The 26,026-nt window shown below is 61.4% G+C and carries 17 protein-coding genes; 1 reads left to right on the top strand and 16 read right to left on the bottom strand.

All coding sequences use genetic code 11. The annotated features are described in order from the left end of the window. Positions 1 to 142: 142 nt before the first annotated feature. The 15 genes from metF to BMYO_RS10055 form a co-directional block, all read right to left on the bottom strand. On the bottom strand, positions 143 to 988 hold the full coding sequence (gene metF, locus BMYO_RS10125) for a methylenetetrahydrofolate reductase [NAD(P)H] (RefSeq protein ID WP_094668345.1): 846 nt from the start codon (positions 986 to 988) through the stop codon (positions 143 to 145). 205 nt (positions 989 to 1,193) lie between these two features. Continuing rightward, positions 1,194 to 3,497: a 5-methyltetrahydropteroyltriglutamate--homocysteine S-methyltransferase gene (gene metE, locus BMYO_RS10120; protein WP_094668344.1), complete on the bottom strand. Its 2,304-nt coding sequence runs from the start codon at positions 3,495 to 3,497 to the stop codon at positions 1,194 to 1,196. A 314-nt stretch (positions 3,498 to 3,811) separates the two neighbouring features. Next, positions 3,812 to 4,369, bottom strand: a complete 558-nt coding sequence (locus tag BMYO_RS10115) for a SixA phosphatase family protein (protein WP_094668343.1) — start codon at positions 4,367 to 4,369, stop codon at positions 3,812 to 3,814. A gap of 88 nt (positions 4,370 to 4,457) precedes the next feature. Then, positions 4,458 to 5,528, bottom strand: a complete 1,071-nt coding sequence (locus BMYO_RS10110) for a tRNA (adenine-N1)-methyltransferase (protein WP_094668342.1) — start codon at positions 5,526 to 5,528, stop codon at positions 4,458 to 4,460. 130 nt (positions 5,529 to 5,658) lie between these two features. Continuing rightward, on the bottom strand, positions 5,659 to 7,971 hold the full coding sequence (gene brxL, locus BMYO_RS10105; RefSeq protein WP_233428257.1) for a BREX system Lon protease-like protein BrxL: 2,313 nt from the start codon (positions 7,969 to 7,971) through the stop codon (positions 5,659 to 5,661). 39 nt (positions 7,972 to 8,010) lie between these two features. Then, positions 8,011 to 10,644, bottom strand: coding sequence for a BREX-1 system phosphatase PglZ type A (gene pglZ / locus BMYO_RS10100; RefSeq protein ID WP_094668341.1), 2,634 nt, complete (start codon positions 10,642 to 10,644; stop codon positions 8,011 to 8,013). Positions 10,645 to 10,694: 50 nt separating this feature from the next. Next, on the bottom strand, positions 10,695 to 11,072 hold the full coding sequence (locus BMYO_RS10095) for a type II toxin-antitoxin system PemK/MazF family toxin (RefSeq protein ID WP_211276851.1): 378 nt from the start codon (positions 11,070 to 11,072) through the stop codon (positions 10,695 to 10,697). Beyond that, positions 11,072 to 11,323: an AbrB/MazE/SpoVT family DNA-binding domain-containing protein gene (locus tag BMYO_RS10090; protein ID WP_143249170.1), complete on the bottom strand. Its 252-nt coding sequence runs from the start codon at positions 11,321 to 11,323 to the stop codon at positions 11,072 to 11,074. The genes BMYO_RS10095 and BMYO_RS10090 overlap by 1 nt, the downstream gene beginning before the upstream one ends. Before the next feature lie 36 nt (positions 11,324 to 11,359). Beyond that, positions 11,360 to 12,856 (bottom strand): RNA-binding domain-containing protein, encoded by a 1,497-nt coding sequence (locus BMYO_RS10085; protein ID WP_094668338.1) that lies wholly within the window; start codon positions 12,854 to 12,856, stop codon positions 11,360 to 11,362. Positions 12,857 to 12,858: 2 nt separating this feature from the next. Beyond that, the gene (pglX, locus tag BMYO_RS10080) at positions 12,859 to 16,506 is read right to left on the bottom strand and encodes a BREX-1 system adenine-specific DNA-methyltransferase PglX (protein WP_094668337.1); all 3,648 of its coding nucleotides are present in this window, start codon (positions 16,504 to 16,506) and stop codon (positions 12,859 to 12,861) included. After that, on the bottom strand, positions 16,506 to 17,159 hold the full coding sequence (locus BMYO_RS10075) for a tetratricopeptide repeat protein (protein ID WP_094668336.1): 654 nt from the start codon (positions 17,157 to 17,159) through the stop codon (positions 16,506 to 16,508). Before BMYO_RS10075 ends, pglX begins: the two co-directional genes overlap by 1 nt. Then, a complete protein-coding gene (locus BMYO_RS10070) occupies positions 17,156 to 18,382 on the bottom strand; it encodes an ATP-binding protein (protein ID WP_094668335.1) in 1,227 nt (408 codons plus the stop codon). The genes BMYO_RS10075 and BMYO_RS10070 overlap by 4 nt, the downstream gene beginning before the upstream one ends. Before the next feature lie 93 nt (positions 18,383 to 18,475). After that, on the bottom strand, positions 18,476 to 22,288 hold the full coding sequence (gene brxC / locus BMYO_RS10065; RefSeq protein WP_094668334.1) for a BREX system P-loop protein BrxC: 3,813 nt from the start codon (positions 22,286 to 22,288) through the stop codon (positions 18,476 to 18,478). Continuing rightward, positions 22,285 to 23,082 (bottom strand): BREX protein BrxB domain-containing protein, encoded by a 798-nt coding sequence (locus tag BMYO_RS10060; protein ID WP_158216988.1) that lies wholly within the window; start codon positions 23,080 to 23,082, stop codon positions 22,285 to 22,287. Before BMYO_RS10060 ends, brxC begins: the two co-directional genes overlap by 4 nt. 172 nt (positions 23,083 to 23,254) lie before the next feature. Next, positions 23,255 to 23,980, bottom strand: coding sequence for a DUF1819 family protein (locus BMYO_RS10055; RefSeq protein ID WP_094668332.1), 726 nt, complete (start codon positions 23,978 to 23,980; stop codon positions 23,255 to 23,257). Positions 23,981 to 24,299: 319 nt separating this feature from the next. On the opposite strand from BMYO_RS10055, the gene BMYO_RS10050 reads away from it, so the two are divergent. Further along, the gene (locus BMYO_RS10050; protein WP_094668395.1) at positions 24,300 to 25,022 is read left to right on the top strand and encodes an alpha/beta hydrolase; all 723 of its coding nucleotides are present in this window, start codon (positions 24,300 to 24,302) and stop codon (positions 25,020 to 25,022) included. 499 nt (positions 25,023 to 25,521) lie between these two features. On the opposite strand, the gene BMYO_RS10045 is transcribed toward BMYO_RS10050, so the two are convergent. Then, a partial coding sequence (locus BMYO_RS10045; protein WP_143249169.1) for a transposase occupies positions 25,522 to 26,026 on the bottom strand: 505 nt, incomplete at its 5' end.

Here is a 26,026-nt window from a genome sequence, read left to right as displayed (position 1 = left end):
CACTATATACGCTTGGGGCCGTCATCCCCGGCGTTCTCCCAAACTCGCGTCGCACGGCACCATCTGCGGCGTCATCTGCGGCAGTGGCGGGCGGTGGTGGGCGACGTCCGCGGACGGGCCGTCGATGGACGGGGACGGGCCGTCAGACGGCGAACAGCGGCTCCACGTTGCGCCAGATGCGGCGGGTGGTGGCCGGGTGGTTCATCGAATACAGGTGGATGCCGTCCACGCCGTGTGCCACGAGGTCGGTGATCTGTTCGGAGGCGTAGGCGATGCCGGCCGCGCGCATGGCGTCGGCGTTGCCCTCCCAACGGTCGAGCATCACGGCCAGATGGTCGGGGATGCGCGAGGCGTTGCGTTCGGCCATGCGGCGCACGGACTTGGCGCCGCGCACCGGCATGATGCCCGCCTCGATGGGCACGTCAATGCCGGCCGCATGGGCCTTGTCGAGGAACCGGTAGAAGTCGTCGTTGTCGTAGAAGAGCTGGGAGATCAGGTGAGTGACGCCAGCATCCACCTTGGTCTTCAGGTTGGTGATGTCCTCGTCGAGCGAGGAGGACTGGTAGTGGCCTTCCGGATAGCATGCGCCGAACACCTTGAGCTCGGGCTTGCGTTCGCGGATGTAGGCGACGAGGTCGCTGGCGTGCTCGAAGACGCCGACCGGCTCCTCCCCCTCGATGTAGTCGCCGCGCAGGGCGAGCACGGCCTGGACGCCGGCCTGTTCGAACATGTCGAGCGCCTCGTCCACCTTGTCCCGGTCAGAATAGAGGGCGGTCAGATGGGCCACGGCCGGGATGCCGTATTCGTTGCGGATGGTGTTGGCGATGCGGGCGGTGGCGGTGCGGTCCGTATGGGTGCCATGCCCGTAGGTGACCGAGATGAAGTCCGGCTCGAGACCCTCGAGGCCGTCGAGCGTGTCATAGATGGTGCCGACCGGCGCATTGCGCTTCGGCGGGAATACCTCCAACGAAAACATCGGAGTATGCATATTGGCTTCCTTACAAGCATTACGGCTCCCCTCAGTGAGGGGAGCCATCACGAACCCCGGCGTGCGAACAACCAGCAGGAGCATGACTCCCCTCAGTGAGGGGAGCCGTCGCCATAGGCGACTGAGGGGAGAGCCCGATACTGAGTCAACGCCCCTCAGTCAGTTTCACTGACAGCTTCCCTCACTGAGGGGAGCCCAATAATGACTACTTCTCCAGCTTGGCGCGCACGGCCTTGGCCGCGGCGACCAGATGCTCGAGGCTCGGCCAGGTTTCGGCGTTGCCGCGGGTCTTCAGACCGCAGTCGGGGTTGATCCACACCTTCTCGACCTCCATCTTCTTGAGGATCTCGTAGATGCGGTCCTCGATCTCCTGCTCGGAGGGGATGCGCGGCGAGTGGATGTCGTAGACGCCCGGGCCGGCCTCGGTCTCGAAGTGGGCGTCGTGGATGGCGTCGAGCACCACCAGATCGCCACGGGACGCCTCGAAGGAGATCACGTCGGCATCCATCGCGTCGATGTCGCGGATGATGTCGTTGAACTCCGAGTAGCACATGTGCGTGTGGATCTGCGTGGTGGGCTTGACGGCGGAATGCACCAGACGGAAGGCGGGCACGGCCCAGTCAAGGTACTTGACGTGCCAGTCGCTCTTGCGCAGCGGCAGCTTCTCGCGCAGGGCGGCCTCATCGATCTGGATGACCTTGATGCCGGCGGCCTCGAGGTCGAGCACCTCGTCGCGGATGGCGAGGGCCAGCTGCTTGGTCTGCTCCTCATGGGTGATGTCCTCGCGCGGCCAGGACCAGTTGAGGATGGTCACCGGGCCGGTGAGCATGCCCTTCATCACATGGTTGGTGCGGGACTGCGCGTACGCGGACCATTCCACGGTGATCGGCTTGGCGCGGGAGACATCGCCCCAGACGATCGGGGGCTTGACGCAGCGGGTGCCGTAGGACTGCACCCAGGCGTTCTTGGTGAACAGGAAGCCGTTGAGGTTCTGGCCGAAGTACTCGACCATGTCGTTGCGTTCGAATTCGCCGTGGACCAGCACGTCGAGGCCGATCTCCTCCTGATGCTTGATGCAGGCGTCGATCTGACCCTTGATGAATTCGTCGTAGGCTTCCTTGGTGATCTCGCCCTTGCGGAACTTGGCGCGTTCGGCGCGCACCTCCTTGGTCTGCGGGAAGGAGCCGATGGTGGTGGTGGGCAGCAGAGGCAGGCCAAGGGCCTCGCGCTGCAGCTTCTGACGCTCCTCGCGGGCGGGCTGGCGCACGAAATCGTCGGCGGTCAGGCCGGCCACGCGCTGGGCGACCGCCGGATCGGAGGCCACGCGGGTGCCGTCGAACAGGGCCTGGTTGGCGGCGAGGGCGGCGGACGCCTTCTTCTCGTCCTCGGTGGCGTCGGCGAGGACCGCCACCTCCTTGAGCTCGCCGAGCTTCTCGACGGCGAACGCGAAGTGCTTGAGGTCGTCGGCCGGGATGCCGGTCTCGCCCTCGGTGCTGAACGGCACATGCAGCAGGGAGGATGCGGTGGAAACGGCCACGTTGGCGGTGACCTGCTTCAGGGCGTCCACGAGGCCGAGCGAGGTGGCATAGTTGTTGCGCCAGATGTTGCGGCCGTTGATCACGCCGGCGAAGAGGGTGGTTCCGGAGGCCACGCCGTACTTGGCCACGGCCTCGAGGTTCTCCTCGCGGCCTTCGTTGAGGTCCAGGCCGATGCCATCGAAGCCGAGCAGGTTCACGGTCTCGTACACGTCGGCGATGTGGCCGAAGTAGGTGTTGAGCAGCACCTTGACCGACGCCTTGGCGGCGAGGATCTTGGTGTAGAGGGTCTTGAAGAGCTCCACGTCGCCCGGCTCCTTGTCGAGCACGAGGTAGGGCTCGTCGAGCTGGAGCCACTGGGCGCCGAGCTCGTTGAACTTGGTGAGCACCTCGGCGTAGACGGCGGCCACGGCGTTGACCAGGCCCTTGTCGTAGTCGAGCTTTTGGGCGTTGGCACCACGGGCGAGCTTGAGGAAGGTGTAGGGGCCGATGAGCACCGGCTTGGTGAGGATGCCGAGCGTCTTGGCCTCGTTGAACTCGTCGAACGGCTTGGTGGAGTTGAGCTTGATCTCCTCGCCGGGCTCGATCTCGGGCACCAGATAGTGGTAGTTGGTGGTGAACCACTTCTTCATCGGCAGAGCGGTCACATCGCCCTTGTCGCCCTGATAGCCGCGGGCCATGGCGAAGAGCGTGTCCTCCGGGTCGGCGAAGGCCAGACGCTCGTAGCGCTTGGGGATCACGTTGAGGAGGATGGCGGTGTCCAGCAGCTGGTCGAAGTAGCTGAAGTCGTTGCTCGGAATCAGGTCGATGCCGGCGGCCTGCTGCAGCTTCCAGTGCTTGGCGCGCAGTTCGGCGGCGGTGGCCTTGACGGCGGCGAGGTCGTTGGCGCCCTTCCAATAGCCTTCGATGATCTTCTTCAGTTCGCGGTTCTGCCCGATGCGCGGGAAACCGGAGACGGAAGTCAAAGTGGACATGAATCCTCCAATGTATGCGTCAGTAACCCGATTAGGCTACCAAACCATTGGCTTTTCGGACCCATAAGAACGGTTTGAGTGTCGTTATAGACGGAGTTTATAGCGGTGCTTTCCGGAGCGCCTCACCGCGATGCGTCTCACGACGCATGTGCCTTGCCACGCATGCGCCCCGGTAACCCGGTAGCGATAACCCGCACGGCACGACCTCGCTCACCGCGGAAAATCAAGGACGCCCGCAAATCCGCAAGCCTGCAAGCCCTCAGGCAAAGAACCGAGCTCTCATAGCCCACCTTCGCCCGAGGTCAACAGGAACACTAGTCGAAGTCCTTCACGTTGATCACGGCGAGCAGATCGCCGCTGTGGACCTGCCACTCGTCGAACGGTTTGTCCGAACCGAGAATCACCACGGATGCCGGCGAGAGCCCGAGATTAAGCAGATCGAGGCATTCCGGGTCGGATTCGGCGGAGGACAGCCACTGCGCGCTGATCGAGATGGTCGGCTCGTGGCCCACCACCATGAAGACGCGCATCTTGGGCTTGACGTGGGACAGCTCGTCGAAGACGGACTGCACGCCGCCCTCGTACAGGCTGATACGGTAGTCCACAATCGGTTTGTCGCCGAAGGTCTTCATCATGCGGTCGAGGGTCTGACGGGTGCGGACGGCCGACGAACAGGAGATTTGGTCGGGCACCAGACCGAGCGCTTCGATGCCCTTGCCGACGGCTTTGGCCTGCTTCAGACCCTTGTCCGTAAGCTGGCGTTCCATGTCGCCCGTCCCGCCGAACGGCTCGGCCTTGGCATGCCGCATGATGATGAGGATGTGCTCATATTTCTTTGCGGCCTTGGCTACCTTGTTGAGCTTGATGCCCATGTCGTTCCTTCCCGAACCGGATGGCGCGATGTGCGCGAAACCGGCTGATTGTCACCAGTATAGGCGCGCGGACATGCGCCGGCCCGTATTATTCGGCCGGATGTTCCAGCGCACCCACCTGACGGTCGAGGTCGCGCAACACCTTACGTAGTTTGTGGTCGGAGATATCGCGCAGTTCCAGCTCCTCCAGGCGGGCCTCGCGCTGCTCGTCGGTCAGCGAGTCGACGTCGGTCTCGGTGTCCTTGGTCACGCGCTCGCGCTTCTTCAGCGCTTCGAAGCCGGGTGCCATCGCACGGGATACCACAAGGAATCCGGTATGGCCGATCATCTGATGATCGGGACGCACGGCAAGCCCCTGAGCCTTCCATGTGCGCTCGAGGGTCTCCTCGATCTGCGGCTCGGTCCAGCAGCCCGCGTCGCGCAGGGCCTCGGCCATACGGCTCATCTGCGTGGTGGTGGTTACGTAGCTGACGAGCACGCCGCCGGGGGCGATCACCCGGTACGCCTCGGCGAGTCGATTCCACGGGTCGAGCATGTCGAGCATGATGCGGTCGAACCAATGCTCCGGCAGGCCGGCGGCCACGCTGTCGAAATCGCCGGTCTTCAGATCCCACCAGCCGGGCTGCTCGCCATAGTAGAGCGTGGCGTTGGCCTGGGCCACGCGCGCGAAGTCGGGGCGCAGCTCGATGGTGGTCAGATGGCCTTCGGGGCCCACGGCGTCCAGCAGGTTCACGCTCATGGCGCCCGAGCCCGCGCCGGACTCGAGCACGCGCATGCCGTTGCGGATGTCGCCGAGCTGGATCACCTGGGCGATGTCCTTGGGATACATGATCTGCGCGCCGCGCGGCATGGAGAGCACGTAGTCGGCGAGTCGGGGGCGCATGGCCGCGTATTCCCATCCGCCGATCACACGCGACGACTTCCACGGCTTGTTCCGGTCGCGTTCGGGGTGGACCGCGTTGATCTGCGCCTCGCGCTTGGCATGCACGGTGGCGATGACCGTGCCCTCGAGGCTGCCGATCACCTCGTCATGGAGGATCAGCCCATGCTCGGTCTGCGTGGAACCGCCCGGTACCAGCTGGTCGGTAATCTTCTTGCCCTTGCGGTCGGTGAACTGCACCTTCTCCCCCGCCGCGAACGGCCCCCGCCTCGGATTCATGGGTCTCCTTCCCTGCAACATCTCGCGTCACGCCCATACGGCCGCGCTCAGGCGCAACCGACTCAAACCGTTTCAGTGTAATGCATGGAATCCCATCAGCGACACCCTCCGTGGGCATCGACCGTCGGCATCAGCCGTCGGACCGGTCGCGCTGGTAGACGACGGAGAACTCCCTGACCTTGCGCAACTGCTGCTGGCGCGTCATCGGATTCAACCATGAGGTGTCATACTGCTGGAAGATGTCGAGGCCGCGTCCGAGGATGACGATCCATCCCGTGTCGGTCACGATGGAACGGTCGTGAGCGGTGTCGCTGAACTCGTAGGTGACGATGATGCCCAGCTGTCCAAAGGCATCCCGCACCTCATCCAAGCTCGCAATCTGATTGTCGACATGCTGCTCATCCGTGTATCGGGTGACGAGATGGACGTGCACCTCCTCGGTCCGTTCCGTATAGGCGAGCACCGTTTCCAGGAATTCCGCGAAGTTGCGGATCTGCCAGGGAAGCCGGATGTATGGGTCCACGAGGGTGATGTCATGCGCCCCGGCCACGAACGCGCCGAACAGCCTGTTATAGGTGACTCCGCGCTGGTCCTCGGCAAAGGTGAGGCGGCCTTCCCGGGCGGCCGCGGCGGCGCGCTCGATGCGACTGAGCTTTGGCTGCGGGGCCGATGCGGCGGACGGTTGCGTTGAGGTCAACGGTCGTGACGCTACTGACGCCGCTTCGGCCGGCTGGGACTGGACAGACGCCCCGGACTGAGCGGGCGGCTCGGTTTGGGAGGATCGCTCGGTCTGTCCTGCCGGCCCGGCAACCGCGGACTCGCCGATCCGCCCGGCCGTCTCCACGGCAGACGACGACTCCTCGGCATCATCCAGCCGGTGATGCCCGTCCCGCCAATACAGTTCCGGGTACTCGACCTCCTCCAGCGTCTGCACGGCGATAGGCTCGGCATCCCCCACGCGCGTATACGAGAAGTCGACCTCGGCCATGGTGGAGTCGATGCGGCACAACTGGTCCTTGACCCGCTTGCGCCCTTCGATGGCGCAGCGCAGCAGCGGCTCCATCTCGTCCATCGTCGCCTCGCCGGAGGGATAGATGAGCTTCATGAGGCCCGAGAAGGTCTTGCGCACGCCGTCCTTGTCGCGCGTGGAAAGCGTGGGCGATAGCGTGAAATACCGCTCGAACGCCGAACCGTAGTCCACGTTGCGCAGGTTGTGCAGGATCTCGGCCAGATAGTCCACCACGAAGCCGTACCCCCGCGTGAACATCTCGGAGCGAATCTGCTCGAATTCCCAGCCGGGCAGGTAGTAGTGGATGCGGTCTAGGAAGGCCGGATCATGGTATTGCGCCGGCAGCTCCTCGAACAGATCGGAGTTCTTGAGCATGTAGGGCACGTTGTGGGACGTGTTGCCGACGAACACCATGGACGCCTCGGCCTGCATGGTGTTGCGTCCGCGCGAGAACGACTTGTTGGCCATGTAGTTCTTCATGATGTCCACGAGCGCGCGGTCGGCCTTCTTGGCCTTCCCGGCGAACTCGTCGAACGCCACGGTGTCCCAGTAGCCGACCAATCCGATCTGCCCGCTCGAATTGTTGACGAACAGCTTTGCTGCCGTCACCTCGCCGCCGGAGATGAGCATGCCGTGCGGGGAGAATTCCGAGTAGATATGCGATTTGCCGGTGCCCTTGGGACCGAGTTCGATGAGATTGTAGTTGCGCTCCACGAAGGGAATCATGCGCACGAGATGCAGCAGCTTCGCCCGCCTGCCGAACAGGTCTGGATTGAATCCGACCGACTGCATGAGCAGGTCGATCCACTCGTCTGAAGTGAACTTCTCGCGCATGGCAAGGTAGTTCTCGCGGTCGTCGTGCGACATCTGGACGGGCATGAGCCGCTGCAACCGCCACGGCACGTCCTTCGGGTCGCCGGAGTAGGCGTAGACCAGCGTGCACATGCACCAGATGCCGGTGACCATGAGCTTCGGATTGTTTTTGACGGTCTGTGAATCGACGACCACGCGGCTGATGCCGAGGTTCTCGAACGTGGCCTCGTACTGGTCAAGCCTCTCGTTGAGCGCCACCTGCACTTTGTCGATGACGCTGTACCGCCCCTTTTCGCGGATCTTCGACTGGATGAGGTTGGCCTCCTCGCGGTGCACGTAGTTGTCCGCGAGAATGGCCCGCACACGGTCCACGCCGACCTGCACGCTGCCCTCGTCGGTGGTGGTCGCGTATTTGCCGAGCAGGTATTCCAGCACGTACGAGGGCACGAGGGCATTGCCCTTGACCTTGCTGACCAGGTCCTTGCGAACCGTGTACCCGGAGAATTCAGCGGTCACCTTACGGTCGAGGTCGTTCATCACCGGAATGGCGTTCTCCGCAGTCTCCCTAGGCTCGCCCGAAGCTTGACCCAGCGTCTGTTCCATGTGCTCTTCGTCTGCCATGTTCCCACCTTACCTGTTCGCCTGATCCTCGGCTTCCCACTAGAAGTCGAATCCATCATCGATCACGAATCCGCGCTGCAACCGATACTCGGCCTTGATGTCCAGTCTGCGCATCTGGCTGGAGCCGGGAATCCGCTCGGTCAGACGCAGCTCGATCACGGTGTTGTTGAACCGGTCCGCCTCGCCGGCGAGCAGGAACGTGGCCGGAACGTGGCGGTCGGCTGCATCGTTGGATGTGGACGCGAACGCCAAAGGCACCTCATTGGAGATGAGCGTGGCCTTGCCGCCGGGCTCCACGCCCCACAGTCCCGCGAGCACGGTCCGTTCGGATATCTTGCCGCCCACGGGTTCGGTCTGCAGGAAGTCAACCGTGATCTGCCCGGTGGTGATGCGGTCGGTGTTCTGCAGGATGCGGAATTCCACCGCACGCGCGTCGCCAGCGGCCGACCGCCCTTTGTTGATGTGCACGACCGGCACCACGATCTCGGGCAACGCCGCGCCACCGTGCACATACCGCACGCCATCGCCCGAGATGCGCAGCCGATGGATGCCGTTGGGCACCTGAACGGTCACGCCCTCGTCTTCCGGGTCTCCCAGACCGACGCGAGCGGCGGGGAATATGGTGAACGCGGGCTTGGGAGCGAGATTCGAGCCGATGACGAACCGGCGCTTCTTCACCCAGACCGCGTCGCCGGAGGGGCCGACGCTCAGCCATTCGGCGTCCGCCACATCGTGGTCCTGATAGAGGAATCCGTGGTCCGCGGTGACGATCATGTTGGTCACGTTCGCATTGGCCAGCCGCTTGACGACGGCATCAAGCTCGTCGATCGCCCGCGCGCAGGCATCGAAGACGCCCGCTTCGCTGGCCGCCTTGTCACCGACGGCGTCGATGACGTTGTGGTAGACGTAGAGCACGTTGCAGGATTTCACCAGCTCGCGGTACTCGTCGCGCTTCATCTTGAGCAGGTCCTCAGCGTCCACCGCAGCACCGCCCACGGAAGCAAGGACCGCCTCGCGTGCAGCCAATCCCATAGTGGAGTCGCCGTCCGCCAGCACCCCGTAGTGGTCTGAGGGGTTCAGCGCCAGACTCGTGTGTGGCAATAGCGCAGCCATGCCGAGCTGCGTATAGGAGGGCAGCACGCCCAACTGGGCCTCAATCGTGGCGTTCCAGCGGCTCTGCGCATCCAGCCGTTCGCGGAATTCCTCGGCCACCTCGTAGCGCAGCGCATCGGAGATGATGACCGCGATCTTCCTCCCGGCATCGGTGACCTTCTTCACGTTGCGCGCGTAGAAGTCGGTCTGTGCGGGAACGCCGTCGATCGACCACTCGTCGAGCTTGTTGACCTGCGTCTGCCACTGCACGCCCAAATCGGCCTGATAGAGGCCGTATTCCTGTTCCAGGCTTTCGGCGACCATGTTGCCGCTGAACTGGCCTCCGACCTTCCATGCGGCGATGAACCGGCGGTAGCAGGCATCGACTTGGTACAGGTCGTTCGCATACAGGCGGAAGCCCTCCTGCGCGGACGACATGGATTCCATGACGGACCGCGCCGCGCGCAATCGGGCGCGTAGGGCGCTGGCCGAGGCGATGATGGCGTAGTCCTTGGCGAATTCGTCGTACCACAGACCGTATCGGCGTGAGGCGACTATGCGCTGCACGTCGTCATCGGTCACGCTCTCGTTGCCGAGACCCGTGTACAGCAGTTCCACGAGCTGTTCGTCGACCGCACGGAACAGGTCGTGCGACGCCAGTTCGTCAAGGCCCATGCCGATGATGTCGTCGGTGAGCGAGAGGTCCGCGAACGCATCCTCCGCCAAGGTGCGGACCACCGGGGCGAATCGGGGATCGTTGCGCCACAGATCGAAGTCACGGCGGATGTTCGCGTAGTAGTCCAAACCGTGTTCGGCGTCGGCGAATCCGTTCCATGCCAAACGGAACAGCCATAGCGCGAAGTCCTTCACCGTGGGGTGTTCCAGTTCGCGGGCCGCGTCGAACCGGTAGATGCCGCGGGTGCCGGACCAGTGGTAGTCAGCCAAGCCCATGGCCGCGATGTGCTCGATGCCGTCCGTATCATCCTGCGAGTATTGGGCGAGCAGCGCGCGCCAGATCGCCTGCAGGCTGTGCTCCCCCGCCGGCAGACCGAGCAGCACGGCGATCATCTTCGCCTGGAATGCCCGCTCATCGTCGTCCGCATGCAGTCGCTCGGCCAGCCCGGCCACCAGATCGTCGTCGTCGAAGAACGGCTTGGTGCGTTGCATGATGGCGAGCCAAGTGTCTCGTGTGGCGGCGGATGCCTCGCGCGGGAACAACTCGTTGACGATCATCGACAGGCGGTCGGCTGTGAACATCGGGCCGTACGCCAGTTCGAGGTCAAGCATCCAATTATCCTCGTCCGCGGGCAGTTTGCCGGTGAGGTACACGAGGAACTTCGTGGTCGGCCGCTCAAGGAGGATGCGGTGTTTGATGGCGAACGGGTTGCGTTCCAGCCGCACGACCTCCACGTCGCGCAATGCCTCGTCAGCGGCCTGCGGCCCTGCGATTTCATCCAGCAGATCGACGAATTCGCCGTGCTCGTCATGCCAGAACACCACGCGCCCCTCGCCATACACGGTGCCGTCGTAACCGGCGAACCGCGCCGCCAGCAACCGTCCAATCTGCTCAGCTGTGCTCATGCGAGTCCTTCTCTTTCTGTGGTATCCAACATGGATGACGTTGCGCTGACTTATGACAATAAGTCACTGGATAGTACCGTTTGGTCGTCGCGTAGCAGACAAGACAATAGCCTGTCGGAGATCTCCTCCATGACGGAATCCGGGGCCACGCCGACCTTCTGCGGCTCCCTCATGCTCAGATCAAGTGATTTGGTCTGTTCGACGGCTGCGTAACCGTTGATTAGCGCGTTTTCCTCGCCCATGATGAGCCCGACGTTGACATGCAACGGGTACCCGTTATCGGTGTGGGTGATGGGTGTGATGAAGGTGAGGTTGCACCGGCTGTTGAACCGGTCGTTGCCGACGACCACCACAGGCCGGCGCTTGTTCTGCTCATGCCCCAGCGAAGGGTCAAGGTTGACGTAGACGATGTCGCCGTAATGGAACATCAGATGATTTCCTCGCCTACCGGAGCGCCGGTGTTGAGCTCCTCGCCCCGGTATTCGCCGGAATACCCCTCGAACAGACGGTCCAGGTCACTGGATCGAACCTCTTTGCGCACGGGGGTAAGCACCAGTGAACCGTTCTCTATCTTCGGCGACAGCAGCGCTCCCTTCTGCACACCCAACTGGGCGAGCAGGGTCTTGTCCAATCTGATGGCGCAGCTATTCCCCCACTGGGATATCGTCACGGTCTGCATGCCGACCACCACCTTTCCGTATCTACAACGTATATCCTACTGTTGTGCAGAGTCGTCGGCAAGGACATACCGGGTTGAACGGGCCGCACCGACACGGCGCAATAGGCCGCGCCGCGTTAATTCCACCAGGATTATCTGCGCTCGACGTTCCTGAACATGCAAAAGGCTCTCTACTTCGGCAGTAGTGATACAGCCCTTCTCTTGCACATAATGAAGTACCTCTCTCTGCCCATCGGCTAGGACACCAGTATCCCGCACTCCAGACGGAGTATCCCGCACTTTTTGGGCAGTATCCCGCACTCCAGACGGAGTATCCCGCACTTTTTGGGCAGTATCCCGCACTCTTGCGCTATCAATCTGCGTATTCCACGGGACCGGCACTTGGGCTACGAACACGTCGCCTTCGGTCAGCGTGGGTGCTTTGCCGGAATACATGGCGGAGTATTTGGTGAGGTTGCGGGTACCGCTGCCCAGTTCGTCGGCCCTGCCGATTTGGTGGAAGAAGTCGGCGATGGTCGGGTTCTTGGGCGTCGGCTCGAAGTTGTCCAGCGTTATCGCGCCCGAGAACAGGGAACGGCTCGCGTTTTCGGTACGGATACCATTCCTGTCGATGATGAGCTTGGCGATGAACGGATGCGCGTATTCGCGGTGAATGAGCATGTTGGATACCAGTTCGCGGCAGATGATAGCGCGGGCGCTGACCGTCACGCCGTTCTCCAGAATGAACGGGTCGGGAAGATGCTGCGTGGCAAACGCCAACAGCTGGTCATAGGCATCGACAAGGTTGGTCTTCACGATGAGACGGTCGTCGTATCGGTCCACATTGCGCAGGCGCACGATGGCGTCGGTCTTGTATGCGGGGCACAGGTCGAAAATGAGTTCGTCCGTGCCAAGCAGCATGGCGGCGGCGAGGGTGAAACCCTTCTCACCGGTTGCATGGTCACGGCCATATAGTTTGGCAGAACGGAAGAACTCGCCATCATCCAATCCGAGCCACGGATGGTCCGGATTACGTGCCGCGATCAGGTCACGTACATGGGCAAGCACGTCAAAGCGCAGATCGTCCTTGGTGATGTACGGGTATATGCGTCGCTCAGAATAGGCGTTCTGTTTGCGCATGTACATCATGGAAATCTGTGCATCGTCGCGCACTTTGATGTCCGCATCCCCGCGACGGTCGTACACTTCGCCCTTGTACCGGTAGACGGATGGACCGACCGGCACCCACAGTTTGAGCACCAGACCGTCATCGGTCTGGATACGCTCGAATTCCGTGGCCGGAGTGGCGTTGAAGCTATTGGGATTACTGATGACGTTGACGATGTTGCGTTCGATTTCACGCACCAGCTTGGGGTTGACGCCCTCGACAGTCCCGTCGTCATTCACGCCGAGGAAGATGGTGCCACCCTGACGGTTCGCAAACGAGCACACCGTCTCAAACGTATCCCGCTCAGGCTGAGCCCCGCACCGCTTGAATTCCACCGATGCATCCTCACCCTGCGCTAATACGGCTTGAAGTTCCTGCGGAGTCATGGTCACTCCTTCTCCAGCGGGTTGGTGGGCCAGGTCCAGGATTGGACGGTTTTGCGCTTGGCTTCGATGGGCTTGATGGCGCGGACGGCTTGGCCCATGCGCAGGTAGTTGACCAGCACGCCGTCATCAAGGTCGATGGGGAGATTGGCGGTGGCGAGCGGGTAGAGGATGTCACGCTCGTAGCTGGTGCATTCGGTGATGGCGGTGCGCAGCTTTTCGCCCTTGCGGACTTCGGCCGGTTTGCCGGAGGCGAGCAGGGCTTCGGATTGGGCGTTGAGCTTGCCGGTGAACTCGCGCAGGTATTTCAGCACGGTGTTCGTGGTGGCGGGTGTGTACCGGTGCAGGTAGACGAGCGCCTTGAACGTGCCCTTGTTGTCGGTGCGGCTGGAGTACATCCAGTAGATTGGACGATTCTTGTACATCCTGACATGATCATCGTAGAAGTCGGTGGCGAAGTACTTGCGCAACGGCTTGCCGAGCACCTGTTCGATGTACGCGGTGTTCTCGTTCACATGCTGCTCGCCGAGCGCGACCGCAAGGAACGTGCGGAAGCGGACGGCGAGGTCGTCCTCGAACCATTCGTCGTCGGTAATGGGGATGACGTTGTCCGCGTCCGGCTCGAACGTGGGGTTCGGAATCTCACGCCGATAGTCGTCGATGGTTTCGCCTTGGGATGCGAGAATCAGGCCCGGCTTGTCAAGACTGTAGCGCCCGAACATGCAGCCGACCGCGTAGGAGATGATCTCCTTGACGACGTCCTCGGCCATCTTCGTGTCACGCTCGGCGGGTGTGGCCTTCGGATAAGCAAACGCCGGATTGCGCTTCAACGAGACGCGCTCGAGCGGCACATCGCACGGCACCTCGTCACGCACACCGTAAGCATCCGCCACCAGCTCGTTGTTCCTGATCTCACGCTGGCGCTGCTCTTCGGCGATCTGCTTGCAGTGGGCGATATACGCCGGAATCCTTGCACCCAGGCTCCCCTTGTCAGGGGAGCTGCCGGCGCAGCCGACTGAGGGGTAGTCCAGCACCTCCAAACCCTTGAAATCCCACGAGGTTTCGTAGGAGTCCCAGTCGGATTTGGAAGTATGAACCAAATTGCCTTCTACACACTCACATTCGTCATTACGTCCCAGCAAAAAAGGCAGACTAGCCAATTGCCCGACTTCAAAATTGGTCGTAGGTGAAAGAGCTCGCATAAGCGTAGATGCAGTTGTTGAGTTTAAGAAACTGTGTATCCGTTTCAGAGAATCGGTTTTAGAAATCGACACTGCCGCAGCATTTATTGAAAAACCGTTCTCATGGTATCTAAATGCGATTGAACCAGATATATATGTACAGGCAACACATGGCAAAAAGGTAATATCTCTGTTACGCGGTGTAGCACGAGGGAAAGTCATCAAATCTTTGCCATTATTACGCCAATCTACGATATATTCGTTATTCCCGAACCAACGACGATATTCTCCCCCCTTATCACAAGGGACCCAACGTCCAACCTGCTTTTCATCAAGATTGTTGCGATTGAAATCAATATCCGCTTGAGAACTTTCCCACCAAAGACGCAAGAATCTTGCATTGTCTCCAGTGGTGATGCCCTGAGCGACATCGCCGATGTCGCTCAGGGCATCACCACTGACGCCCTTAGCGATTTTTCTATTAAACACCTTCATTAAGGATTCCGGAAGCCAATACACAATCGGCGAGCCGGGAATCTGGGCGAAATCATGCTGGTTGACGGTGAAGAGCTTCAAGGATTCGCTCCCCTCAGTCGGCTTCGCCGACAGCTCCCCTCGAAGAGGGGAGCCAACTGCTTCCGCACATGCTGCCGCCTGATTATCATCGCCTTGCACGTCAACCAATCGCAGATACGTACCCTTGCCGCCGGAAACACTATTGCGAATGGTGAATGCCGTGGTAGAGACGACTTCGCCGCCGATGCTGTCGAATGCGCCGGCTCCAAGATGCGCCATCGTTTCGATGGAGTGCTTCGCGAGCAATCCCTTGCGTAGTTCCTCGAACGAGGAGAGGAACATCCAACTTTGCATCGTAATCATGCCGAGCAGTGCGTTCGGCTTGATGAGTTGCAGGTTGCGTAGGATGAACGCGGCGAACAGGTCAGACTTGCCGTCCTTATAGTGGTCCTGCACGTACTTCTTGAGCTCGTTGCCCATGTTGCTTGAACCCATATACGGCGGGTTGGCGACGACCGCAGCGTACTTGCGGGCAAGATAGGCGGTCTGGGTGAGTACTTGGTCGCCGCGGGCGATAAGGTGCTCGTCAAAGAGCATCGTCGTTTCGGCGTGGATGATGTTGTCGGACAATGTAGCCAGTTCGATGTCCGGCTGGATCAGCGAACCGTAGATGTCGGCATGCTGATAGGTGTTCCAGGTGTCAGCATCGAGGGTCACGTCGTACAGGTCATTGAGCTCCTGCACTTCCGTGTCGGTGAAGTATTCGGGCGTGATGCGCTGGATGTTCGGCTGCACCTGCTTACGGAAGAAACGACGGTAGCGGCCGCGCGCCTTCATGGTCAGCGCGAAAGCGGCGAGGTTGGCGGCGCGTTCGTCGATCTCCATGCCGAACAGGTTGTGCTTGAGAATCAGTCCGGGAATCTCGTTGGCTGAGTAGCCGGCCTCGTCGTAGATGTCGTAGAGCAGGTCGAACGCGTAGGTGAGCATGTGGCCGGAACCGCATGCGGGGTCGCAGACGGTGAGGTCTTCGGGTGAATAGATCCTGAGCACGCTCCCCTGCTCGCTCGCAGTCGAGCCGCTTTTGGCCGGCTCGATGTAGTATTCCCATGATTCATGCAAGCGTGATTCGGGATGGCTCTGCGCCCACAGGCGGCCGACCGTGTTCTGGACCAGGTATTTGACGATCCAGTCCGGCGTGAACAGCTGCGTGGCGGCGGGGATCTCGGCGGCGCCGGCCTTCTTCGACTTCTTGAAGCCGGCCATCACCTCGTCCTTGCGCTCGGCGATGTAGAACTGGTAGAGCCAGCCGATAATCTCCGCAGTGCCCTCGCCATCGTCACCAATGCAGTCGGCGACGGGCATCGCTTCCACGGCGCGGCGCAGCACGGAATCGGAGGCGAGCAGATCGGCGGGCAGCAACAGTTCGTCGGCCGCGCCGGATTCGTCGAACATGAACGGCATGAACCGATGCCAGTAGTCGCAGTAGGCGCGCAGCAGCAGACCGTAGGCGTCGCCCTGCGGGTCGTTGCTCGTCTTGGTGCCGTCCAGCAGCGCCTGGATGGTCGGCATCACCTTGGCTTTCGCGCCGACATTGCCGAACACGCTCTCATCGAACTCCCCGCGCTTGGCGGCCGACAGCACGCCCGGCAGCGCGTTCGGATTGTCCGCATCATCGCCGGACACCACATGCGGCATGGTGAACTCGTTCGCATCCATGTATCGCAGGGCGATGATCCGGTTGAACCAGCGGTAGGCATGCCGCTCGGCGGTTTTCGCACGACCTTCCTCGCCGCCGCCGTTGGCGCGGATCTCCTCCTCCAGTTTGGCGAATGCGCGAGGATTGTCCACGCGCGCCGCCGAATCCGGCTCCATCGCCGCATCCAGTTTCGCGCGCACCGCCTTGATGAGCTCCACGCGAGCCCCGGCCGCAAACGCCTGCAACTTACCCGTGTTCATCATTCCACTCCCTCTTGCAAGCCCTCACCGGTACGTGTGTATCCGGCCCGGGCGTTTTCCAGCGCCTTGCCATACCAATTAAGCCCGCCCGACAGCGCGACTTCGAAATGGTCGACCGCATGACGGTAATACCAGTGGGCGAGTTTCCTGTTCTCGTGATTCCCCTCGCCCCGCTCGCAGCATTCGGCAAGACGCAATTCAATGCTGGCCAGCACAGCGGCGTCCTGCGGAATGTCGGGATCGCATTCGTTGCCCGCGAAATACCCCGCCCTGCAATACAGTTCGACGGCCTTTTTGGGGTCGCGAGCGCATCCGCGTCCGGACCGATACAGATCGCCGAGCTTGTAGCAGCTTTCCGGATTATCCATCTCAGCACCGAGAGTAAACCAGTGGAAAGCCTGCGCGTCATCCACTGAGCCGATGCGGCCGTACAAATACACGTAACCGAGGTTCGTGGCCGCCTGCGCATTACCTATGTTCGCACTGCGCTCATACCATCGCGCCGCCTGTTGGAACAAACGCGCCCGTTCTCCGGGATCCTTCTCGCGCATGGCGGCGTCATAGTTCGCCGCGCCGATGTCCAGCGATATATCGCCGCCGAATACGATATCTGCGGTCTCGTCGTAATTATCGCTCGTCATTGTATCGGTCATATATTCTCCTCGTTGAGCAGCCAATCCAATGCATACACTTGTTCAATGCCCTCGTGCGAGGTCAGGCGTTCGTCGTCAAGCGTGATCAAGATCTTCGGATAATTGTCCCTGACCGCACGCAGTGACGACAATTCACGTTCCAACGTGTTCGGATCGCGAACAGATTCACTCACTTGGTAATATCGGCGTCCGCTGGCACCATTGGTGATGAAGTCGATCTCACCGCCCGAGCCTTGTCCGACGTATACGTCGCCTTCTCGGCGCATAAGCTCCAAAAACACCACGTTCTCCAAGAGACGCCCCGTGTCGCGTACGTTGTTGGAGCATAGGATGCGGCGGATGCCGAGGTCCACGGTATAGTACTTGCGCTCCTGACGTAGCGCACGCTTGCCTTTGATGTCGAATCGCTGCACCGGGTAGAAGATGAACGCAGCCGCAAGACCTTCCACATAATTGGATACTGTGGGCGGCGATATCTTCGTACCCATTGAGGTCATGGCATCCGCGATGGACTTGGGGTTGACGAGGTTACCGATGTTGTCGAACAGGTATCGGGTCACCGTCTCCAGCGTGGCGATGTTGGATACGCCAAGACGCGCCGCCACGTCCTTGAACAGAACCGTGCTGAGAATGCCGTCAAGGTAATCGTGCAACATGGTCTCATCGCCGGGAAATCCCACCGTTGCAGGAAGCGCGCCGTCGTGCAGATACTCCGACCATGCGCGCTGCAAGGTCAATCCCTCATTGGAACGAGCGCTCCAATACTCCGCGAAGGAGAGCGGCGTCATGGAGATCTCCACATACCGACCGGATATCAGGGTCGCCAGCGTGCCAGAAAGCAACATGGCATTCGAGCCGGTGATATACAGGTCAAGATCGCCCCTGGCCTGCAAACTATCGAGAGCCTTCTGAAAGTCTGGCACGTTCTGGATCTCATCGATCAGCACATAGCGGCGACCATATGTTGCCGTGTCCGCGAGCGCGCATCGGCGAAGAATTTCCTCGTGAAGCTTGTGATATTCGAGGAATTGCTCGTTCTCCAGTAGCTCAAGGTTGATGTGGATGACGGCTTCGGGTGCAATGCCATACCGTGCGATCAACCGCTGCTTCCAGAGCGTCATCAGCGTGGATTTGCCACATCGACGTACGCCGGTGATCACCTTGACCACGTCACGGTCTTTCCACGCGTCAAGTTTGCGCAGATACTGCGGCCTGTCGATCATCGGCGTGCCCTTTCAGAAGAATAAAATCGAGTTGCAATACCGCAAGTATATCACTGGATTTAAAATGCATTTTAAATCCGCGCGAAAACCGGCTCAAAGTAAAATGCGTTTTCCTTCTCGGATGGCGGCGATGAGCTCACGGCGGTAGGCGTCGAGGAATTCGTCCACGTCATCCTCCGTGCGAAGCATCGGCTTGGGATGGGGCGGCCTGACGCGAATCGTGCGAGCGGCAGGCTCAGCGGCTGCCGGAACGGGCTTCGGCATGTGTTTGGGGGCCGGCGTGACAGGCGCATCGTCCGTATCGTCCGAATCGTCCGAATCCGTCCCATGAGAGCCGCCCGGCGTCGGCGTAATCGTCACGCTCGGTTCGGTCTCTTCCGACCGAACCGGCTGCTCGGGCCGGGCCTTCGCGGCATCCAGCTGGTTGACCAGCGTCAGATACAGGCTGCCGCGCACGGTGTCGGCCGTCTGGCGGATGTCGGCGATGTACTTCGCTCCCCCGATTCTGGCCTCCGCATCCTGAAGCGAGCGCAGGGCGCTCCGCTGGGCATCCTCCCGGGCGTTGCGGTAGGAGTCGATGCCTGTGATGGAATCACGCACGTCGGCTACTACGCCACGGGCACGTTCGCGCTCCTCGCCCACCAGTTCGCCAAGATGCTGCTGCAACTCGGTCAGACGGGTCTTGAACAGATTGACCTTGTTGCCACGGAACAGGAGCGGGTCGTCCGCGATGGCGCGTACCCCGTCGCGTTCCCGCTGCAGGTCGGGGGCGGCAAGCGAGAAGTTGGAGTCGTTGGTCTTGATCCACTCCAGCCCGTCGGCGAGCACGTCGCGCTGCACGCCGTTGAGCACCCTGCGGATCGGGTCGATCACGTCCTCCTTGTCGTCGAGCAGCTGATCCGTGTTGTTGTCTTCATCACCACTCGGGAAGGATTCCAGAATCCACTCCTCGCCCATCGCGGCCATGGCCTTCATCCGTTCCAACGGCTCGTCGAGCTGGCCGACGAACGCGAACTGCCCGTTGGCGGCCTTGAGGTTCTCGAGGCGTTGCGCCTGGGTCGCAACCCCATCCCTGATGGCCCGGGCCATGTCTTCGGAGTCGCCGGGCAGCTTGTCGGCGGTCAGTCCCAGATACTCGTTGGCGAACTCGCGCAGCTCACGGAGCTTGGCGGCGTCGTAGCGCTTCGGAATCACCACGCGCACGTTTTCGGTCTTCTTCTGGTTGGTCAGATACTTGACCACATCGGTGTGCGACACCCGGTTGCTGTCAATCATGAGCCGGATGCGCTCGGTGCCGTACAGGTAGCACAGGCACGCCAGGGTATCGGGCAGCGGCCAACCGTACGGCACATCCTCGTAATGCTGAACCACGTCGCGCACGGTCGGTGTGAAACTGCGCCGGATCTGGCCGGCCACATAGTCGTAGATGTCCTGCGCCGGCAGATCCAGAAGCGTCCTCGCCGCATTGGTGCCGTCCAGCGAAGGCGTGGGATCCGACGCATCGGCGAGCACCACGGGTAGGTCCTTCTCGGTGTACGCGAGCCCCTCCACCATGCTGAAGTTGGTGTACAGGCGGCCGATCAGCGTCTGAATCGCCTCCGTGATGATGGCTGCCGCATCCTGACTGGCCTTCGTCGCCAGCTGTGAGCCGTTATAGGCGATGACCGCGGAACACACCGATTTGGCGACCGCAGCGCGCAGTTCCCGCTGCATGATGTCGAGGTCGCCGCGTTTGTCGTCGATGATGCGCTTGCGCGGCCCCTGCTCGTTGGAGTGCAGGCGCAGATACTTCTCGGTGCGTTCGACCATGGCCAGATCGCGCAGCAGAGCCTTGCCATCGTCGCCGAGAATCACGCGCAACTGCTCGCGCTCGCCGGACGAACGCAGGATCTTGGCATCCAGGGACGCGTCGTCCAGCGGGGTGACGACGTGCAGCGTGATAGGGCAGGAGCGCCCCTGCGCAATGCCGTCGATGGTCAGCCCACAACGGAAGTCCGCTTTCTGCCTGCCTTGGCCGTACTTCACATGCAGTGGCGACGACCCGAGGATATCACCGAGAATCTTGCCAAGCCGATCGCGAATACGCCCATCCTCGATGTCGAGGTTCTTGATCTCGCTTTCGACGGCCTGCTCGTCGTTGGTCAGATACTCGTATTCGTCGCCGGTGCGGTGCACGTAGTTCTGTCGTTCCAGAACATCGAGCGTCTCCTGGATGCGGTGTTCCAGCTCGGGCAGATTCTCGCCGAACCCGGCGAGCACGAGAATGCGCAGATTGCGCACGTTGGCCTTGAACCCCTTGACATGCTTGACCAGCAGCAGCGCCTTGAGCAGAGGCAGCGCCAGCTCGCGGGTCTGCGGGTCGAGCTCGCGTTCGGCCTCGTTGATGCGATGGTTCACCGAACTCCGGATGGTGCCGGCGATGCCGTCATACAGGGCACTGAACGGCACCAGTGCGCCGATGGCATCACTCTTGTGCTCCACCAGCGCGCTGCTGATGGTGGACAGCAGCGAGCGTTCGCCAACCGATCGATGCTGGCCCTCGAAGAAGTCGGCGTCGCTCATGCCGCGCATAGCCTCCTGGAACAGCGCGAACTCATAGTTGACGAACGGATAGGTGGCGGCGAAATCCTCCTGCGTACCGAACCGGAGATTCTTGAACTGGCGCGCGCCGCCTTCGCCTTGGAAAGTGAACAGGGCGTCGAGCTCGTCGCGATGCATGCGCCACAGTTCGTCGACCGCTGCTTCCCCCTGCTCGTTCTTGGTGAGCAGTCGTTTCTGGATGACCTCGATGGCGTCGGCGCTGGAGAGTTTCAGATTTACCGCGAACCGGCCTTTGATCTTCGTGAAATCAAGCCCCTGCCTTACCGTGCGGTCGCCGATGACCGCATCGATGTCCTCCTGGGAGGTGACGATCACCCACACGCGGCCGTTGGTGCGGGAGAACAGCTCCTCGGTCACGGTCTGCAGGTTGAGCATGAGATTGGCGTCGTCGCCAATGAACTGGCCGACCTCGTCCACGAAGAAGATCAGACGGTGGTTGGCGGGCTGAAGTTGCAGCCAAGCGTTCACATCATCGGCGAAATCGGCGATGGTCGGGTTGTACTGCTTCTGGTAGTCCTTGAGGATGTCGCGCACCTCGTCGCCGGTCGCGGCGGAAAACGCCCTGTCGATCTTGGGACCGGAGAACGCGGCCTGGGCGCGTCCTTTGGACCATGGCTTGCCGGCGACCTGCTCGAACTGGCGTATGAACTCGTCAAGGCAGCCGTTGGAGTCGAGGTCGCGTTCCATCTTCGCCACGTACTTGTTGGCGCCGTAGTAGCCGCGCGCCTCGTCGAACACACGGATGAAGGCATCCATGAGCACGGTCTTGCTGCCCTTCTGCGCCTTGCTGTCGATGTTGAACAGCAGGGACGTGGCGGGGATGCGCAGATTGGCTTCCAGCAGGCCCTCGAGCTCGTGGTTCTCGGCGTCCCGCGCCTTGGACTTCATGATGTCGATGACCTGCGCACGGTCCAGCGGCTCGGTGACGCCAGTGCGCGCGCCGGCTGGAATGTCGCCCAGAATGTGGGAGAGGATCTTCAACAGATGGGATTTACCGGAGCCGAAGAAGCCCGAAATCCAGACGCCGTTCGTATAGTCGGCGGACGGGTCGTTGTACGTGTCGAGGAATCGTTCGAGATTGGTCTGGATCTCGTTGGTCAGCACGTATTCGCGCACCTCATCGGCAAGGTGGCTGTCGTCGCTGGCCTTGATCACACCGTCGATCTTGTCGTCGATGTTCTTGACGAAGATGTCCCTGAGCTGCAATGCGCCCGCGCGTGCCGTGCCGTCGCTTCCGCCGCCTACGACATCGCCCATGATGACGTTCATGCCCTTACTCATGCCCTCGACCCTGTCCTCGCTCATGCGCCGGCTCCTTCCATAATCGCGGTGTTGAGGCTGAATGCCCGGTAGTAGTTGTCTGCGCCAAGCCGATCGAACAGACGCATGACCGACACGGTCGTGGCTGTCTTCTCGTAGGTTCCCGGGAAGAACACCACCACGGGGGTGCTGGAGGGAACCACGTCCTGGATGCAGTTGAGCAGCGCATGGGTGCGGATGTACGGATACACCTGTCCCATACCGGTGAGGAACACCATATCAGCCTCGCTGCTCGCCGCGGCCCGCTGGTAGCGCTCCCCCAACGCGTCCTTCAAGTCGTCGTTGTCGGGACCGAGCATGCCCGCGAGCGCCTGATAGAAGTCGTCCTCCTGCAGCGGGGGCCATGAGTCGGTCGTTCCATCGGCGGCGTCAATGGCGGCATTGATGTCATCGGCTCCCTGGCCGTCGCCGTGCATCTCGGGCTCCTGTTCGATGGCGGAGTCGAAGACGTCATTGTCCTTCATGATTCCTATGGCCATCTCGTACAGGTCGATGACCAGCACGGCGGGCGCGACATCATCGGCGTCCACGGGGTCCATGCCCTGCAAACGGTTGACCAGCATCGGAATGCGGCGCCTCACCTCCAGCTCCCTTTCCGGAGGATAGGCGTAGATGTAGTTCGCCGGCTCGCCGCCGGTGTTTTCGCCGTTGCGGAAGCGCCTGGAGCGCATGTACCGGAACAGTCCGTCGAAATCCTGCTCGATGCTGCGGGACTGCCGGGCCGAACCGACCGCGCTGTGCGAGCCAGACGCGCCCTGCACGTCATGCACGATCCGCATACCATGCATATTCCGCGTACCATGCACATCATTGGAGTCCATCGCGCCTCTGCCTCCTCTCACGGCCTCTGCGACTTTCACGACTTTCACGACGTTCGCGGCCCTCGCGGCCGTTGCGCTCCTCACGGACATATCCGTCTGATTGGCCTGCCGGCTTCAACCCCATTCGTCTTCACCCCTCGCTCATGGGGAAGAACCGGAACGATTCCGGCCTGCTCTCAAGGATACCGGCCACCGACCTGCCAAGCAGCGAGGGCAGCAGCGTGTCACTTCGTCTTTCCACCAAACCGGCCTCCGACATCGCCTTGAACACGTTCGAGCGCAACTTGTTCGACGTGGCCGGACTGAGCTCCTCAAGCTCTTCATGCCACATGGCCTTGCCTTGAATGAACCGGTCGTAGTCCTCACGGGTCACTGTCGGCAGACCCATGAGGTAGTGGTCGCGGACCACTTCGGTGGCGAACTCCCCGATCAGCGCATAGTAGCGGCACATAGCCACCCACATCAGCACTTGGCGGTCACTGGCCGAGGTGTTGGCGTCTGCCAGAAAACGGATCTCCTCCTCGGTGAGTGCGCTGAGGCGTTTGAGCACCTCGCTCACCACGCGGGCGTTCGCCGACTGCGTGCGGATGGACAGCACATTGTCGTCGATGGCCTGTCTGCGAACCCGCAATATGCGCTCCCCCAGCTCTCCCAGCCCGCCCAGCCCACCAGCGCCGACACCTTTGCCAGCCGAGGAGGCCGAATCCGCGCCCGACCACACGTCTCTTTCCGAACGGTCATCCCCCACAAACAACAGAGCGATGATCCGGCCCTGCGGAGCCAGAAGCCCGCCGACCGTGAACGACAGACGGTAGCGTCCATTGTGTAGGGTTTCGGAACCATATGAACCCGCCATCGCATCTCCTTGTGGTCCTTGTGGACTGTGGACTACGGTTGCAAGAATATTTCAGACTACCCCCGGGGAACGATATATACGCGATATACGCGCGGCCCAATTATGCGCTTGACCGACCATGATCGATCGCAACCAATTGCACCCGACCGTCAATGCATCCGCATCCGATTGCGGGCTCGACCAACTGCGCCTTCCGCCGCGATAGACTGAAGACGCAATTGCGGCGCACATCGGGTAGTCAAGCCGGCGCATCCGGGCCGATCAACCGTCCATGCCGCCGCGATGCATTCATGGCATCCCAAGACAAGAGGTGATGACGATGCGTCTTCGGTTCACTAGCGATCTCGAGACCTCCCCGGCCGGAGATGACCGGCTGTTTGTGATGTTCCACGGATACGGGAACGACGAGGGCGAAATGGTCCGCATCATCGACGCGGTGTATGCATGCGAAGACGGCCTTGGGCCCGACGCCACGCCGCATGCAGCGCAATCATCCGCGGCATCTCCAGCATCCGTAGTGTCTCCCGGCACGGCACCGGTTAGTGCCGCTCCCCTCGGCGCCACACCCAGCTATCTGTCGTTCCGAGGCACTTACGGCCGGCCTTACATGGGTGGCCATTACTGGTATCCGGACGGATGCGGCGTCGAGGAGCGCCAACGTGAATGTGCGTCGGTCGGCGAGGCGATAACGCAACTGCTTGCGGCACCGACATTCGCAAGCCGGCGCAATGTGCTGATTGGGTTTTCGCAGGGCGGCTATCTGTCCTACCGATTGGTCAAAGCATATCCGGACCTGTTCGATGCGGCGATACTGCTGAGCCCCTCGTTCAAGGGCGAGGAGAGTGCGACGCTCGAGTCACCGACGCGGTTCTTCCTGGCGTACGGCACCGAGGACCACACGATTCCTCTGGACGATCAGCGCAATGCACGTGCCGTGCTGGAAGACGCCGGCCACCTCACCTATCGGACGTACCCCGGCATGGGGCACGCCATCTGCACGCAGGAAATCGCCGACATCCGCGTTTTTCTGCGTGGATTGTAGTCACGCAGCAATCCGCCAGCAGCATTCGACATGCCGCTGGCGTCTATCTCGCTTGCAAGGGGTACATTCCGGGATCTCCGGACAGCTATCTGCGTTGCAAGGGGTACCTTATCGACGAAATGCCGAGTACAAACGTTGCGATATCGCCGTTCGTACTCGGGATATCCATCGTCATGTACCCCTTGCAACGCAGATAGCTGTCCGCACACGCCCATATGTACCCCTTGCAAGCCAGATACCCTGCTCGCAAAGTGTTCAACCACCGGCGGGCCCTGCAATCGTGCTTGTACGGACCGCGTTTCAGACCACCCGGATGACTATCTGCGTTACAAGAGGCTTTTCGACGGGGATTCTGAGTATGGATACCGATATATCGGCATCCATACTCGGGGCTTGCCCTGTTGGGGAGCCCCTCGTGACGCAACTAGTGGTCCATCTCTATAAATAATTGGCTCTTCGGGTGTTTGTGTGGGCGTGAGTCAGTGGTTGTTCCTACTGGTTATTGGTGTCCGGGGAGTGTGAGGTCGAGTCCGCCGCATTTGAGCATGACGAGGGCGATGAGGTTGTCGAGGTTGCGGTAGCCGTAGCCGATCTTGATGGTGGTCTTGATCTTGTTGTTCACGGCCTCCAGCCTGGCGTTGGACAGTCCGGAACGGATGGTCCGCACGATGTCCTCGCAGCGCCTGCCGATCTTCTCGCCGAGTCCGGTGAACGGGTCGATGCCGCTCGAGGCGGCCTTGCCGCTCCATCGCAGGAGCAGGACGCGGGCCTCGTCGGCCGGCTGCCGGAGGATCATGCGCAGTTCCTCCTTGAGCTTGTACGCCCTCCAGAGGGTCCCGTTCGTGCCGGCGATGTACTCCAGCCGGGCCTTCTGCCCGGCGGTCAGGTCGCTCTCGTTCTTCAGCAGGGCCCAGCGCGCGCCCTTGATCGGGTCCTTCGCGCCTTTCCTGGCCTCGCCAGTTCTCCGCGCTTCACGCCAGACCATGGTGCGTACCTTGTCGAGC

It is taken from the genome of Bifidobacterium myosotis, from assembly GCF_002259745.1.
Classification (GTDB): domain Bacteria; phylum Actinomycetota; class Actinomycetes; order Actinomycetales; family Bifidobacteriaceae; genus Bifidobacterium; species Bifidobacterium myosotis.
Note: the sequence above shows the minus strand (reverse complement) of the source record. Positions and strands in the feature narration are given on the sequence as shown.

Bases quoted from the DNA above. Each gene is read 5' to 3' on its own strand.
- BMYO_RS10075 (WP_094668336.1), bottom strand. From the start codon at position 17,159: ATGACCGATACAATGACGAGCGATAATTACGACGAGACCGCAGATATC.
- metF (WP_094668345.1), bottom strand. From the start codon at position 988: ATGCATACTCCGATGTTTTCGTTGGAGGTATTCCCGCCGAAGCGCAAT.
- pglZ (WP_094668341.1), bottom strand. From the start codon at position 10,644: ATGAGCACAGCTGAGCAGATTGGACGGTTGCTGGCGGCGCGGTTCGCC.
- BMYO_RS10095 (WP_211276851.1), bottom strand. From the start codon at position 11,072: ATGTTCCATTACGGCGACATCGTCTACGTCAACCTTGACCCTTCGCTG.
- brxL (WP_233428257.1), bottom strand. From the start codon at position 7,971: ATGGCAGACGAAGAGCACATGGAACAGACGCTGGGTCAAGCTTCGGGC.
- BMYO_RS10110 (WP_094668342.1), bottom strand. From the start codon at position 5,528: ATGAATCCGAGGCGGGGGCCGTTCGCGGCGGGGGAGAAGGTGCAGTTC.
- BMYO_RS10060 (WP_158216988.1), bottom strand. From the start codon at position 23,082: ATGCGGATCGTGCATGACGTGCAGGGCGCGTCTGGCTCGCACAGCGCG.
- BMYO_RS10115 (WP_094668343.1), bottom strand. From the start codon at position 4,369: ATGGGCATCAAGCTCAACAAGGTAGCCAAGGCCGCAAAGAAATATGAG.
- BMYO_RS10090 (WP_143249170.1), bottom strand. From the start codon at position 11,323: ATGCAGACCGTGACGATATCCCAGTGGGGGAATAGCTGCGCCATCAGA.
- BMYO_RS10070 (WP_094668335.1), bottom strand. From the start codon at position 18,382: ATGATCGACAGGCCGCAGTATCTGCGCAAACTTGACGCGTGGAAAGAC.
- metE (WP_094668344.1), bottom strand. From the start codon at position 3,497: ATGTCCACTTTGACTTCCGTCTCCGGTTTCCCGCGCATCGGGCAGAAC.
- brxC (WP_094668334.1), bottom strand. From the start codon at position 22,288: ATGAGCGAGGACAGGGTCGAGGGCATGAGTAAGGGCATGAACGTCATC.
- pglX (WP_094668337.1), bottom strand. From the start codon at position 16,506: ATGAACACGGGTAAGTTGCAGGCGTTTGCGGCCGGGGCTCGCGTGGAG.
- BMYO_RS10050 (WP_094668395.1), top strand. From the start codon at position 24,300: ATGCGTCTTCGGTTCACTAGCGATCTCGAGACCTCCCCGGCCGGAGAT.
- BMYO_RS10055 (WP_094668332.1), bottom strand. From the start codon at position 23,980: ATGGCGGGTTCATATGGTTCCGAAACCCTACACAATGGACGCTACCGT.
- BMYO_RS10085 (WP_094668338.1), bottom strand. From the start codon at position 12,856: ATGACTCCGCAGGAACTTCAAGCCGTATTAGCGCAGGGTGAGGATGCA.